General features: G+C 68.3%; 11 protein-coding genes. 6 read left to right on the top strand and 5 right to left on the bottom strand.

Annotated features, from left to right (window positions below; translation table 11 throughout):
* Positions 1-9: 9 nt before the first annotated feature.
* Entirely contained in the window at positions 10-516 is a 507-nt protein-coding gene (locus tag J3S89_RS17995) for a DUF4405 domain-containing protein (protein ID WP_217929271.1), read from the top strand.
* Positions 517-562: 46 nt separating this feature from the next.
* On the opposite strand, the gene urtE is transcribed toward J3S89_RS17995, so the two are convergent.
* The 5 genes from urtE to urtA all read right to left on the bottom strand — a co-directional run bounded on the left by urtE (position 563) and on the right by urtA (position 6581).
* A complete protein-coding gene (gene urtE, locus J3S89_RS17990) occupies positions 563-1258 on the bottom strand; it encodes an urea ABC transporter ATP-binding subunit UrtE (protein WP_217929270.1) in 696 nt (231 codons plus the stop codon).
* A 3-nt stretch (positions 1259-1261) separates the two neighbouring features.
* Positions 1262-2023 carry an urea ABC transporter ATP-binding protein UrtD gene (gene urtD / locus J3S89_RS17985; RefSeq protein WP_217929269.1) on the bottom strand — a complete coding sequence of 254 codons (762 nt, stop codon included), beginning with the start codon at positions 2021-2023 and terminating at the stop codon, positions 1262-1264.
* 343 nt (positions 2024-2366) lie between these two features.
* On the bottom strand, positions 2367-3506 hold the full coding sequence (urtC, locus tag J3S89_RS17980; protein WP_217929268.1) for an urea ABC transporter permease subunit UrtC: 1140 nt from the start codon (positions 3504-3506) through the stop codon (positions 2367-2369).
* A complete protein-coding gene (gene urtB, locus J3S89_RS17975; RefSeq protein WP_217929266.1) occupies positions 3503-5116 on the bottom strand; it encodes an urea ABC transporter permease subunit UrtB in 1614 nt (537 codons plus the stop codon). The genes urtC and urtB overlap by 4 nt, the downstream gene beginning before the upstream one ends.
* A 181-nt stretch (positions 5117-5297) precedes the next feature.
* A complete protein-coding gene (gene urtA / locus J3S89_RS17970) occupies positions 5298-6581 on the bottom strand; it encodes an urea ABC transporter substrate-binding protein (protein WP_217929264.1) in 1284 nt (427 codons plus the stop codon).
* A 311-nt stretch (positions 6582-6892) separates the two neighbouring features.
* Between urtA and J3S89_RS17965 the strand changes: the two genes are divergently transcribed.
* The 5 genes from J3S89_RS17965 (at position 6893) to J3S89_RS17945 (ending at position 13396) form a co-directional block, all read left to right on the top strand.
* The gene (locus J3S89_RS17965) at positions 6893-7276 is read left to right on the top strand and encodes a methylglyoxal synthase (protein WP_217929262.1); all 384 of its coding nucleotides are present in this window, start codon (positions 6893-6895) and stop codon (positions 7274-7276) included.
* A gap of 3 nt (positions 7277-7279) precedes the next feature.
* The gene (locus J3S89_RS17960) at positions 7280-10675 is read left to right on the top strand and encodes a hybrid sensor histidine kinase/response regulator (protein ID WP_217929260.1); all 3396 of its coding nucleotides are present in this window, start codon (positions 7280-7282) and stop codon (positions 10673-10675) included.
* Positions 10662-11576: a response regulator gene (locus J3S89_RS17955; protein WP_217929259.1), complete on the top strand. Its 915-nt coding sequence runs from the start codon at positions 10662-10664 to the stop codon at positions 11574-11576. Before J3S89_RS17960 ends, J3S89_RS17955 begins: the two co-directional genes overlap by 14 nt.
* 126 nt (positions 11577-11702) lie before the next feature.
* Positions 11703-12272, top strand: coding sequence for a ferritin family protein (locus J3S89_RS17950; RefSeq protein ID WP_217929256.1), 570 nt, complete (start codon positions 11703-11705; stop codon positions 12270-12272).
* Positions 12269-13396, top strand: a complete 1128-nt coding sequence (locus J3S89_RS17945; protein ID WP_217929255.1) for an NAD(P)/FAD-dependent oxidoreductase — start codon at positions 12269-12271, stop codon at positions 13394-13396. Before J3S89_RS17950 ends, J3S89_RS17945 begins: the two co-directional genes overlap by 4 nt.
* Positions 13397-13599: the final 203 nt, after the last annotated feature.

Here is a 13599-nt window from a genome sequence, read left to right as displayed (position 1 = left end):
GGGGTTCTCATGTTTCGCGACATCGTCAATCGCTACGCCACGCCCTTCGTCACGGGGCTCTTCGTGATCTCGCTGATCTCGGGGCTCTCGCTGTTCTTCCACGTCGGCACGGCCGCCTTCCGCGGCATGCACGAGTGGCTCAGCCTGGTGCTGATCGTGCCCTTCGCGCTGCACATCTGGAAGAACTGGCTGCCGATGACGAGCTATTTCAAGCGCGGCTGGCTGATGTGGCCGCTCGGCGTCTCGCTGGTGGCGGCTCTGGCCTTCGCCGTTCCCGGCGTGATGGAGCTCGGCGGCATCGGCGGCAATCCGCAGGCGGCGATGTACCGGGCGATGGGCGACGCGCGCATCGCCGATCTGGCGCCGGTGCTCAAGGTTTCCGAGGCGGAGATCGACAAGCGCCTGGAGCGGGTCGGGCTCAAGGGCGTCAGCCACGACACCTCGCTCTCCGCCGCCGCCAAGGCGGGCGGAAAGGAGGAGCGTCACGTGATCTTCTCGGTGATCCTGCCGCATTGACGGCCGGACGAGGGCCGAGCCGGCTCGCTCGCGAGCCGGGCCGGGCTCACACCGCGATCTTGGCGCGGACGGCTTCCGGATCGACCGTGTCCTTCGAGCCCTCGATCACCACCTCGCCGCGATCGAGCACCGTGTAGTGGTCGGCGAGGTCACGGGCGAAGTCGAAATACTGCTCGACCAGCACGATCGCCATGGTGCCCTTGCCGCGCAGATATTCGAGCGCGCGGCCGATGTCCTTGATGATCGAGGGCTGGATGCCCTCGGTCGGCTCGTCGAGGACGAGGAGTCGGGGCCGGGTGACCAGCGCGCGGCCGATCGCCAACTGCTGTTGCTGACCGCCGGAGAGGTCGCCGCCGCGCCGCCGCATCATGTCGGCGAGGACGGGGAAGAGCTCGAAGACCTCGTCGGGGATGGTGCGCTCGCCGCGCGGCAGGCAGGCGAAGCCCGACTGGAGGTTCTCCTCGACCGTCAGGAGCGGGAAGATCTCGCGGCCCTGGGGCACGAAGGCGATGCCGGCGCGGGCGCGATCGTAAGGCGGCATCCGGCCGAGATCCTTGCCCTCCCAGGTGATCGTGCCGCTCGAAATCGGCTGTTGGCCGACGATGGCGCGCATCAGCGAGGTCTTGCCGACGCCGTTGCGGCCGAGCACGCAGGTGATCTCGCCGATCTCGGCTTTCGTGGAGACGCCGCGCAGGGCCTGGGCGGCGCCGTAGAAGAGATCGATCTCGTCGACTTTCAGCATGTCTCAGCGCCCCAGATAGACTTCGATGACCTTGGGATCGTTGGCGACGTGATCGATGGTGCCCTCCGAGAGCACGCCGCCCTCGTGCAGCACCGTCACCTTGACGCCGAGCTCGCGGACGAAGGCCATGTCGTGCTCGACCACCACCACCGACTTGCCGGAGGCGTGGATCTCGCGCAGCAGCGCCGCCGTCTGCATGGTCTCGGCGTCGGTCATGCCGGCGACCGGCTCGTCGACCAGGAGGAGCTTCGGCTCCTGCGCCAGCAGCATGCCGATCTCCAGCCACTGCTTCTGGCCATGGGAGAGGTTCTTGGCGAGTTCGGCGCGGCGATCGATCAGTTTGACGGTCGCCAGGATCTCGTCGATGCGCTCGGCCTCGATCGCGCTCAGGCGATGGAACAGCGAGGCGAAGGGGCGGCGATCGGCCTTCAGCGCCAGATAGATGTTGTCCTCGACGGTGTGGCTCTCGAAGACGGTCGGCTTCTGGAACTTGCGGCCGATGCCGAGTTCGGCGATCGCCGCCTCGTCGAGGGTGGTGAGGTCGATCGAGCCGCGCTCGAACAGGACCTCGCCCTCGTCGGGGCGGGTCTTGCCGGTGATGCAGTCCATCATGGTGGTCTTGCCGGCGCCGTTGGGGCCGATGATGGCGCGCATCTCGCCCGGCTCGATGACGAGGCTGAGGCCCTTCAGCGCCTTGAAACCGTCGAACGACACCTTGACGTCGTCGAGATAGAGCAGGGAGTTGGCGGCGATCTCGAGGTTCATGATCGGCGGCTCCTGGGAAGGGTGAGAGTGTCGATGGCGGGCGGACGTCCGTCGCGCGATGCCGTGATTTCAGGCTGGGTCCCCGAAAGAGCGAAGGGGAACGAGGCCCGAACGGCGGATCGCTGGGAAACGTGGCCCGAGGGGGTCTCTTCCCGTTCGGCTTCACCCTGAGGTGCCCGGCCGAAGGACGGGCGTCGAAGGGCAAAGCCTCGACGCGCGGTGCCACACGGCCCTTCGTCCTTCGAGGCTCGCTCTGCTCGCACCTCTGGATGAAGGACCTCCGCGCGAGGCAGCAGCACGAGAGAAGCCGTTCCGGGAGCGATCGCCGTCTCAGCCATGACCGTCACTCCGCCGGAACCGGCGCGGGCGTCGGGTCGGAGGGCGGGGCGGCCTTGCGCTTCGCCCGCCAGTCGCTCCAGGTGCCGACGATGCCCTTGGGCAGGAACAGCGTCACCAGCACGAACAGGGCGCCGAGCGCGAACAGCCACAGCTCGGGCAGGACGCCGGTGAACCAGGTCTTGCCCCAGTTGACGGCCACGGCGCCGACGATCGGCCCGACCAGGGTGCCGCGTCCGCCGACGGCGACCCAGATCACCGCCTCGATCGAATTGGCGGGCGAGAATTCGCCCGGGTTGATGATGCCGACCTGCGGCACGTAGAGGGCGCCGGCGATACCGGCGAGCATCGCCGAGACCACGAAGACGAAGGTCTTGTAGGTCGCGACGCGGTAGCCGATGAAGCGGGTGCGGCTCTCCGCGTCGCGGATCGCCACCAGCACCTTGCCGAGCTTGGAATTGACGATTCCGCCGGAGATCAGCAGGCCCGCCGCCACCGTCAGGCAGGAGAGCGAGAACAGGACCGCGCGGGTGCCGTCGGCCTGGACGTTGAAGCCGAGGATGTCCTTGAAGTCGGTCAGGCCGTTGTTGCCGCCGAAGCCCATGTCGTTGCGGAAGAAGGCGAGCAACAGGGCGTAGGTCATCGCCTGGGTGATGATCGACAGATAGACGCCGGTGACGCGCGAGCGGAAGGCGAGGCCGCCGAAGACGAGCGCGAGCAGGCCCGGCACCAGCACCACCATCACCGCCGCGAAGGCGAAATGGTCGAAGCCCCACCAGTACCAGGGCAGTTCCTTCCAGTTCAGGAACACCATGAAATCGGGCAGGACGGGATCGCCGTAGACGCCGCGCGTGCCGATCTGGCGCATCAGATACATGCCCATGGCGTAGCCGCCGAGCGCGAAGAAGGCGCCGTGGCCGAGCGACAGGATCCCGCAATAGCCCCACACCAGATCGAGCGCGAGGGCGAGCGCGGCATAGGTCGCGTATTTGCCGAAGAGCGTCAGCAGGTAGTTCGGCAGATGGAAGGGGGACCCTTCCGGCACCACCAGATTGAGCACCGGCACGAGCACCGCGACGGCGAGGATCAGGAGGAGCGCGAGCGAGACGCGGCGATCGAGGCCCTTGAGGAAGAAGTGTGTGATCATGCTTCCACCGACCGGCCCTTGAGGGCGAAGAGGCCCCGCGGACGCTTCTGAATGAAGAGGATGATGAAGACGAGCACCAGGATCTTGCCGAGAACCGCGCCGGCGAAGGGCTCCAGGAACTTGTTGACGACACCGAGCGTCAGCGCGCCGACCAGCGTGCCCCAGAGATTGCCGACGCCGCCGAAGACCACGACCATGAAGCTGTCGATGATGTAGCTCTGGCCGAGGTTCGGGGAGACGTTGTCGATCTGGGAGAGCGCCACTCCGGCGATACCGGCGATGCCGCAGCCCAGCCCGAAGGTGAGCGCGTCGACCCAGGGGGTGCGGATGCCCATCGCGCTCGCCATCGAGCGGTTCTGGGTGACGGCGCGCATCTGGAGACCGGCGGCGGTCTTCTTGAGGATCAGCATCAGACCGACGAAGACGCAGAGCGCGAAGACGATGATCCACATGCGCCCCGTCGTCAGCGTCAGGTGGCCGAGTTCGATCGAGCCGGACATCCAGGTGGGGGCGCCGACCTCGCGGTTGTTGGCGCCGAAGAGGGTGCGGACCAACTGCTGGAGGATCAGCGACAGGCCCCAGGTGGCGAGCAGGGTCTCGAGCGGGCGGCCGTAGAGCCAGCGGATGACGGTGCGCTCGATGGCGACGCCGACGGCGCCGGAGACCAGGAAGGCGAGCGGCAGGGCGATCGCCAAGGACCAGTCGAAGAGGCCGGGCACATGGGTGCGGATCACTTCCTGCACCATGAAGGTTGTGTAGGCGCCGAGCATCACCAGTTCGCCGTGGGCCATGTTGATGATGCCCATGACGCCGAAGGTGATGGCGAGGCCGATCGCCGCGAGCAGCAGCACCGAGCCGAGCGAGAGGCCGTAGAGGGCGTTCTGGGCGGAGTTCCACAGGGCGAGCGAGGTCTCGATCGACTTGGCGCCGGCCTGGGCGGCGTCGCGGATCGCGGCGGGCGTGTCGGCGGGGAGCGAGCGCAACAGCGAGACCGCGTCCTGATCGCCGCGTTCGCGGATGGTCCGGGCGGCGGCGAGGCGGTCGGCCTCGGAGGCGCCGGTCTTGGCGAGGACGAGGGCGGCGCGCGCGGTCTGCAGCGCGGTGCGGGCGGCGGCGTCCTTCTCCTTGGCGAGCGCCGCCTCGAGCGCGGGCAGGGCGTCCTGATCTCGCGACTTGAAGACCGCCTCGGCGGCCTCGCGGCGCTTGGCGGGGTCCGGCGACATCAGCGTCAGCGCGCCCATGGCGGCGGCGATGGCGGAGCGGACCCGGTTGTTGACGCGGACCGGCGAGAGGCCGGCGGGCGGGGCGGCGATCGTCTCGCCGGTGGCGGCATCGACCACGCCCGAGCCGGCGCGGATCGCCACGGTCTTGGTCGCGGCGTCGAATTCGAGGGTCTTGTCCTGGATCGCCTGGACGATGACCGCGGCGCGTGGGTGACCGGAGGTCGCGAGGTCGGCGATCGCCTCGCCGGTGTCGGCGTAGCTGTCGGCGGTCAGCTTGGTCAGGGCGCCGGAAATGTCCTGGGCGAGGGCCGGTCGGGCGAGGAGGCCGGCGACCAGGGCGAGGACGAGGAACAGGTGACGGGCGAGGCGACTTGCCGAGATCTGCATGTGGCTCGATCCGTTGGAGTGCGGGGGGCGGCCTGCGGGGCGACCCGCGGCGGCTTCCCTTCGGCCCCATGCGGGGGAAGGGGGACCGGGCTCGGCCCGGAGCGAAGGGCACCCGGGCGAGCCCGGGTGCCGGTGTCGTCGGGCCGGCGTGGGGAACGTCACGACGGCCGGGTGGCGGGGATCAGCCGCACTTCTTGGTGACGGTGTTGTAGTTGCCGCACTTCAGCGTGACCCAGTCGGCCTCGAGGTCCTTGGAGCCGGGCAGATAGTCGGTCCAGGCGTCGCCGGGGACGAGGTCCTTGGTCTTCCACACCACGTCGAACTGGCCGTCGGCCTTGATCTCGCCGATCAGAACCGGCTTGGTGATGTGATGGTTCGGCAGGATCTTGGCGATGCCGCCGGTGAGGTTCGGGGTCTCGATGCCCGGCAGGGTGTCGATGACCTTGTCGGTGTCGACGGTGCCGGCCTTCTCGACCGCCTTGACCCAGGCGTTGAAGCCGATCACCGAGGCCTCCATCGGGTCGTTGGTGACGCGCTTCGGGTTCTTGGTGAACTCGCGCCACTTGGCGATGAAGGCCTCGTTCTCGGGGGTCTTCACGCTCTGGAAGTAGTTCCACGCGGCGAGATGGCCGACCAGCGGCTTGGTGTCGATGCCGGCGAGCTCTTCCTCACCGACCGAGAAGGCGACGACCGGGATGTCGGTCGCCTTGATCCCCTGGTTGCCGAGCTCCTTGTAGAAGGGCACGTTGGCGTCGCCGTTGATGGTCGACACGACGGCGGTCTTCTTGCCGGCCGAGCCGAATTTCTTGATGTCGGAGACGATCGTCTGCCAATCGGAATGACCGAACGGCGTGTAGTTGATCATGATGTCCTCGGCGGCGACGCCTTTGGACTTCAGATAGGCCTCGAGGATCTTGTTGGTGGTGCGCGGATAGACGTAGTCGGTGCCGGCGAGCACCCAACGCTTCACGTCGCCGCCGTCCTTCGACATGAGGTAGTCGACGGCCGGGATCGCCTGCTGGTTCGGAGCGGCGCCGGTGTAGAACACGTTGCGCTCGGACTCCTCACCCTCGTACTGGACGGGGTAGAACAGGATCGAGTTCAGCTCCTTGAAGACCGGCAGGACCGACTTACGCGACACCGAGGTCCAGCAGCCGAACACCACCGAGACCTTGTCCTTGGCGATCAGCTCGCGCGCCTTCTCGGCGAAGAGCGGCCAGTTGGAGGCCGGGTCGACCACGACCGCCTCGAGTTTCTTGCCGAGGACGCCGCCCTTCTTGTTCTGTTCGTCGATCATGAACAGGATGGTGTCCTTCAGCGTCGTCTCGGAGATGGCCATGGTGCCGGAGAGCGAGTGCAGGACGCCGACCTTGATGGTGTCCGCGGCGTCGGCGGCGGTGGCGAAGGCACCAGCCGAAATGGCGGCGCCGATGATCGCGCCCAACAGCTTCTCGTTCAGGTTCATTGGATTTTCCCCCGGGAGTTCGACCCATCGATCACGAAGCCGGCCCTCGGCTCCGTTGCATGGAGTTGAACGCGGGAGGCGTTCCGGTCCCATACGTCATCCGACGTAGTTTCTGCCCTCGACGTGGACCTGCCCGATATTCGAGCAAACCTGGCTCGAGGAAGCGGCAACCGCGCTCGAAACGTGCGGTTTTCGGCCGGTTTTCGCTTTCCGAGGAGAGGGATGAGCGGTTCGCCTTGGCGGTTCGCCGCATTCGGGCTATCGGGGATCTCCGGATCGTCTCCGCCGCCGTCTTCCAACCGAGGGCTCGCATGTCGCTCACCATCGCCGTCATCGCCCATGACGAGAAGAAGTCGTCGCTGGTCGAGTGGGTCGTCGACAACGCCGCCGCCCTGCGCCGCCATCGTCTGATCGGCACCGCCACCACCGGCAGCCGGGTGAAGGCGGCACTGCCGGACTTCGATCTGGCGCTGGTCAAGTCGGGGCCGCTCGGCGGCGACCAGCAGATCGGAGCGATGATCGCGGAAGGGGTGATCGACCTTCTGATCTTCTTCCCCGATCCGCTGACGCCGATGCCGCACGACGTCGACGTCAAGGCGCTCCTGCGCCTCGCGCTCGTCTACGACGTGCCCTGCGCCTTCAATCCGGCGACGGCGGACCTCCTCGTCCATTCGGGGCTTCTCGATCGAGGGTGAGGCATGGCCGGACGGCAACGCATTCTTCCCGTTCGGCGCGAGTACAATCGCTGGGTCGCCGACCAGACGCTCGAGGACTACGCGCTGCGCTTCACGGCCAAGAGCGCCCGGCGCTGGTCGGCGCCGCGCGTCGCCCAGACGGCGATCGGGGCGATCTCGTTCCTGGCGCTCGAGGCGATCGGCGGGGCGATCACGCTCGCGCATGGTTTCGTCAACGCCGCCGCCGCGATCGTCGTGGTCTCGCTCATTCTGCTCGTCACCGGCTGGCCGATCGCCCGCTCGGCGGCGAAATACGGGGTCGACATCGACCTTCTGACGCGCGGCGCCGGTTTCGGCTACATCGGCTCGACGGTGACCTCGCTGATCTACGCGAGCTTCACCTTCATCCTCTTCGCGATCGAGGCGTCGATCATGTCGTCGGCGCTCGAACTCGCCTTCGGCTGGCCGCTGTGGCTCTCCTACATCCTCTCCGCGCTCGCGGTGATCCCGCTCGTCGTCTACGGCATCACCGCGATCTCGCGGTTCCAGCTTTGGACACAGCCGTTCTGGATCGTGCTCAACATCCTGCCCTTCGTCTTCATCGCCTGGAAGGATCCGTCGCAGTTCCAGGCGTGGTGGCAGTTCGGCGGCGTCGGCCACGGCGGCCAGCCGGGGACGTTCTGGGAGAGCTTCGATCTCGTCCGCTTCGGTCTCGCCTCGTCGGTGATCCTCGGGCTGATGCCGCAGATCGGCGAGCAGGTCGATTTCCTGCGCTTCATGCCGGAGCGGATCGAGGGGGCGGGGCGGGCGCACCGGATCGGCACCTTCTTCGCCGGTCCGGGTTGGGTGGTGCTCGGAGCGCCGAAGCTCTTCGCAGGGTCGCTCTTGGCGGTGATCGCGTTGCGCTGGGGTGTGCCGGCGGATCATGCCGGCGAACCGGCGCAGATGTACGACGTCGCCTTCCGCTACATGATCCCGTCGGAGAAGGCTGCGCTGGTGCTCACCGCCGCCTTCGTGGTGGTCAGCCAACTCAAGATCAACGTGATGAACGCCTATGCGGGATCGCTGGCGTGGTCGAACTTCTTCTCCCGCGTCACCCATTCCCACCCCGGCCGGGTGGTGTGGTTGGTCTTCAACGTGGCGATCGCGCTGCTCCTGATGGAGCTCGGCATCTACGAGGCGCTCGAGAAGACGCTCGGGCTCTTCGCCATCGTCGCGGTGGCGTGGCTCGGGACGATCTGCGCCGATCTCGGCATCGCCAAGCCGCTCGGCCTGTCGCCGCCGGGGATCGAGTTCAAGCGGGCCCATCTGTTCGACGTCAATCCGGTCGGGGTCGGGGCGATGGGGCTCGCGACCGCGCTGGCGCTGATCGCCGCGACCGGCCATTTCGGGGTGGTGGCACAGGCCTTCGCGCCCTTCGTGGCGCTCGCGACGGCGCTGGTCGCGGTGCCGATCATCGCCTGGGCGACCGACGGGCGGTGGTATCTGGCGCGCAAACCGAAGGCCGACTGGGCGAGGCTCTCGACCATCCGCTGTTCGGTCTGCGAGCACGATTTCGAGCCCGAGGACAGCGCCCATTGTCCGGCCTATGACGCGCCGATCTGTTCGCTGTGCTGTTCGCTCGACGCGCGCTGCCGCGACCAGTGCAAGCCGGAGGGGCGGATCTCGGCGCAGGCCAAGGCCTGGACCATGTCGCTGCTGCCGAAGGCCCTGGCGCGGCGACTGAGCCCGCGGCTCCTCGAATACGTGGCGATCCTGTCGCTCATCACCACGGCGATCGGGCTGGTGCTTCTGGTGATCCATTTCCAGTCGGATCCGCGTGATCCGGCGATCGAGGCGGCGCTGACGCGGGCGTTGTGGTCGGCGTTCTTCGTGCTCTTGATCGTCGCCGGGGTGGTGGCGTGGTTCTTCGTCCTCGCCCACGAGAGCCGGCGCGTGGCGGAGGAGGAATCGGCGCGTCAGACCGGCCTGCTCCTCGACGAGATCGCCGCGCACGAGCGCACCGACGCCGAACTGCAGAAGGCCAAGGAGGCGGCCGAATCGGCCAATTCCGCCAAGAGCCGCTATCTGGTGGGGCTCAGTCATGAACTCAGGACGCCGCTCAACGCGGTGCTCGGCTATGCTCAGGTGTTGGAGCGCGACAGCGGGCTGACCAACGGGCGGGCCCATTCGGTCAAGGTGATCCGCCGCTCGGCGGAACATCTTTCCGGGCTGATCGATGGGCTTCTCGACATTTCCAAGATCGAGGCGGGGCGGCTCGAACTCGCCCGCGACGAGATCCGCTTCGCCGACTTTCTCGACAGTCTCGTCGAGATGTTTCGGCCGCAGGCGGAGGCCAAGGGGCTCGCCTTCCGCTTCACCCGGCCGACCAAGCTGCCCGAGGTGGTGGCGACCGACGAGAAGCGGCTCAGGCAGGTTCTGGTCAATCTCCTCACCAACGCGGTCAAGTTCACCACCGCCGGCGAGGTCCATCTCGACGTCGGCATGCGGCACGAGATCGCCACCTTCACGGTCACCGACACCGGCGTGGGGATCGAGGCGAAGGACCTCGGCCGGATCTTCGAGCCGTTCGAGCGTGGCGAGAGCGCCCGGCGCAAGCCCGGGCTCGGGCTCGGCCTGACCATCACCAAGATGATCACCACGCTGATGGGCGGCGACGTCAGGGTCGACAGCCGGCCGGGGCAGGGCTCGCGGTTCCGAGTCCGGATGCATCTCTCCGTGGTGGCGCGGCCGGTGGTGCCGGCGCCGGTGCCGGAGGCGCGCGCCTACGAAGGGGCGCGGCGGCGGATCCTGGTGGTCGACGACAACGCCGATCATCGCGATCTGGTGCGCGCGGTGTTGGAGCCGATCGGCTTCCTCGTCGACGCGGCCGAGGACGGCGCGGCCTGCCTCGAGCGGGTCGCGGCCGAGGCGCCGGATCTCATCCTGCTCGATCTCTCGATGCCCGGGACGAGCGGCTGGGAGGTGGCGCAGAGCCTGCGCGAGCGCGGCTACGGCGGCAAGATCGTGATCCTCTCGGCCAACGTCGGCGACACCCGGCCGCCGGACATGGAGATCGCTGCCCACGACGACGTGGTCGCCAAGCCGTTCGAGGTGGCGCGCCTGCTCGAACGGCTCCAGGTTCACCTCGGGCTGACCTGGTGCGCGGCGCCGGAGGCGGGATCGGCGGCGCGCGAGGCGGCGGCGAAGCCGGCGCCGCCCGACGATCGGCCGACGCCGACGGAGGCGAACGATCTCTTGCAATGGGCGCGGATCGGCTATGTTCGAGGCGTCGCCCAACGGCTGGCGGCGATCGAGGCGGAGATCACGGCGGCGGGGGGCGAGGCCGGCGCCCGGCTGGTCGAGCTGATCCGCGCCGCCGAAGCCTACGACATGACGCGACTGGTCGCGCTCCTGGAGGGACCCGATGCCGACGCCTGACGCCGCCCGTTCGCGCGACATCGTCCTCGTCGTCGACGACAACCCCGACACGCTCGGTTTCCTCACCGAGACGCTGGAGGCGCAGGGCGCGATGGTGCTGGTGGCGACCGGGGGCGAGGCGGCGCTGGCGATCGCCGAGCGGATCACGCCGGACGTCATCCTGATGGACGCGGTGATGCCGGGGATCGACGGCTTCGAGACCTGTCGCCGGCTGAAGCGCCTCGCGGCGACCGCCGACGTGCCGATCCTGTTCATGACCGGGCTCTCGGAGACCGAGCACATCGTCGAGGGCTTCGCCGCCGGCGGGGTCGACTACGTGACGAAGCCGATCGTGCTCGACGAGCTGACGGCGCGAATCCGGGTTCATCTCGCCAATGCCCGGCGCGAACGGTCGGCGCGGATGGCGCTCGACACCGCCGGGCGCTTCCTGCTCGCCACCGACGCGCGCGGCCGCATCGCCTGGGCGACGCCGCAGGCGGCGAAACTCCTGGCCGAGGTCGAGGCGAGCGGCGAGGGCCTGCCCGAGGCGGTCAGCGCGCTTCTGGTCGAGGCGATGGCCAATCCCTCGTCGGGGCCGATCGTGGTCGGCGAGAGCGAGGCGCGGCGGATCCAATTGACCGCGCTCGGCCGGGCCGGCGAGGACGAATGGCTGTGGCGGATGATGTGCGACGAGGCCGGCGGCGAGGAGGCGGCGCTCAGGAAGCGCTTCGGCCTCACCGCGCGCGAGGCGGAGGTCTGCCTGTGGGTGGCGCGCGGCAAGTCGAACCGCGACATCGGCGAGATCCTCGGCCTCAGCCCCCGCACCGTCAACAAGCACCTCGAGACCGTGTTCATGAAGCTCGGCGTGGAGAACCGCGCCTCGGCGGCGGTCATGGCGCTGAAGGCGATCGAGGCCGGATGAGCGCCGAAAAGCGCGCTTCCACCCCATCTGCGACCAAACATACATTGACCATATAACTTCATGCGCGTATCTCTCGATCGTGGGGAGACGGCCGCGTGCCGTCCTCGCGAGCCGGGAGTGAGCGAGATGACGGGTCGATCGCACGAGATCGCCGACGGGGAGGAGACCTGGACCCGCGCGTCGTCGGGGGCGGATCGTCGCCGACGGCGAATCGGATGCGCGATCTCGACGCCGAGCCGGCCGAAGCCGCTGACGTCGGAGGCGCTGGCGGCGGTGGCGACGGCGCTCGAGCGCGAGCGGCAGTCCCATGAATTCCATGCCGCGGTGCTGGCGCGGTTTCCGGGCGCGATGCCGTTCCGGCTGACGGTGGAGGCGGAGGCGCGCCACGCGGCGGCGCTCGAGGCCTTGTTGCGGCGGCGGGGACTGGCGGTGCCGGAGGCGCCGTCGCCCGAGGGCGCGACGATCGACCACACGGTGCCGGCGACTCTCGGGGCGGCCTGCCTCGAGGCGGTCACGGCCAAGGAGGACCGTATCCGCATCTTCGAGCGGGTCCTGCTGCCGCTGGTGGCGGGCTATCCGGACGTGGAGCGAGTGTTCGCGCGGATCGTCGAGGCGGCGCGAGAGCGTCATCTGCCGGCGCTGCGCCATTGGGCCGGCGACCATCATCGCGACGGCGAGGGAGGAGAGCGGATTTGAGCAACGTCACGGTTCTGGGGTCGGGTTTCGGCGCTCTGAGCACGGTGCGCCAATTGCGGCGCGCCGGGCATGCCGGGGAGATCACGGTGATCTCGCCGCGCGATCACCTGCACTATCTGCCGAGCACGATCTGGATCCCGACGCATCTCAGGAAGGGCGAGGATCTGAAGATCCCGCTCGCCCATTTCTTTCGCGAGCAGAAGGTGACCTACGTCCAGGCCTCGGTGACCGGGCTCGCCGACGGCGGGCGGACGGTGCTGACCGACGCGGGCTCTCACGCCAACGACCAGTTGGTGATCGCCACCGGCGGCCGCTTCATCCGCAAGCTGCCGGGCATCGAACACGCGTTGATCCCGTGTGAAGGGATCGCAGTCGGCGAGGAGATCGAGCGCCGGCTCGACGCGCTCTCGGGCGGCACCATCGCCGTCGGCTTCGCCACCAATCCCAACGAGCAGGGCGCCATGCGTGGCGGCCCGATGTTCGAATTCCTGTTCATCATCGAGACTGTGCTCAGGAAGCAGGGGCGGCGCGACAAATTCGAGATCGTCTTCTTCAATCCGGCGACGCGGCCGGGGCAGCGACTCGGGCCGAAGGCGGTCGACGGGCTCCTGGCGGAAATGGCCAAGCGCGGCATCCGCACCCATCTCGGCCACAAGATGGTGCGGCTCGAGGCGAACAAGGTCGTCACCGAGGGCGGCGAGATCGCGGCCGATCTGATCCTCTTCATGCCCGGGCTGACCGGCCCGGCGTGGCTTTCGAACGCCGATCTGCCGCTGTCGCCCGGCGGGATGATCGTCGCGGATACGAAGTGCCGGGTCGAGGGACGGCCGGGCGTCTGGGTGGTCGGCGACGCCGGCTCCTTCCCCGGACCGGACTGGATGCCGAAACAGGCCCATCAGGCCGATCTCCAGGCCAAGGCAGCGGCCGTCAACGTGGTGGCGACGCTCGCGGGACGGGCGCCGAGCGTCGACTTCAAGCCGGAACTGATCTGCATCGTCGACACGCTCGACGCCGGCATGGTGGTGTTCCGCAACGAGACGTTCAATTTCGTCGGGCCGAAGTCGATCGTGTTCCATTGGCTGAAGCGGATCTTCGAGGGGTACTACCTGCGCACCTTCCGGTGAGGGCAGGGGCAACCGCGCGCGGCGCGCGCGGGTCGGGCGCCGCGTGCGACACGGGGCGGAGGAGCGGCACGCGTTTTGGGGTTCAACGCGAGGTCGATCCTGTTATGGTCGTGACTTCGTCCGTTCTCTCCCCTTTCCGACCGAGCCGCAGTCCCGCCGCCGAGACGCGTGTCTCCGTCGCTTCGTCACCGGAAGACGCCGCG

The sequence above is a fragment of the Pinisolibacter aquiterrae genome (assembly GCF_019160155.1).
In the GTDB taxonomy this organism is placed as follows: Bacteria; Pseudomonadota; Alphaproteobacteria; order Rhizobiales; family Ancalomicrobiaceae; genus Pinisolibacter; species Pinisolibacter aquiterrae.
This window is presented reverse-complemented; position numbering and strand designations above follow the sequence as displayed.

What these genes read in the sequence shown, in the direction of transcription:
- urtC (WP_217929268.1), bottom strand. Translation starts at nt 3,506, where the DNA reads ATGATCACACACTTCTTCCTCAAGGGCCTCGATCGCCGCGTCTCGCTC.
- urtD (WP_217929269.1), bottom strand. Translation starts at nt 2,023, where the DNA reads ATGAACCTCGAGATCGCCGCCAACTCCCTGCTCTATCTCGACGACGTC.
- urtA (WP_217929264.1), bottom strand. Translation starts at nt 6,581, where the DNA reads ATGAACCTGAACGAGAAGCTGTTGGGCGCGATCATCGGCGCCGCCATT.
- J3S89_RS17960 (WP_217929260.1), top strand. Translation starts at nt 7,280, where the DNA reads ATGGCCGGACGGCAACGCATTCTTCCCGTTCGGCGCGAGTACAATCGC.
- J3S89_RS17955 (WP_217929259.1), top strand. Translation starts at nt 10,662, where the DNA reads ATGCCGACGCCTGACGCCGCCCGTTCGCGCGACATCGTCCTCGTCGTC.
- J3S89_RS17965 (WP_217929262.1), top strand. Translation starts at nt 6,893, where the DNA reads ATGTCGCTCACCATCGCCGTCATCGCCCATGACGAGAAGAAGTCGTCG.
- J3S89_RS17950 (WP_217929256.1), top strand. Translation starts at nt 11,703, where the DNA reads ATGACGGGTCGATCGCACGAGATCGCCGACGGGGAGGAGACCTGGACC.
- urtB (WP_217929266.1), bottom strand. Translation starts at nt 5,116, where the DNA reads ATGCAGATCTCGGCAAGTCGCCTCGCCCGTCACCTGTTCCTCGTCCTC.
- J3S89_RS17995 (WP_217929271.1), top strand. Translation starts at nt 10, where the DNA reads ATGTTTCGCGACATCGTCAATCGCTACGCCACGCCCTTCGTCACGGGG.
- urtE (WP_217929270.1), bottom strand. Translation starts at nt 1,258, where the DNA reads ATGCTGAAAGTCGACGAGATCGATCTCTTCTACGGCGCCGCCCAGGCC.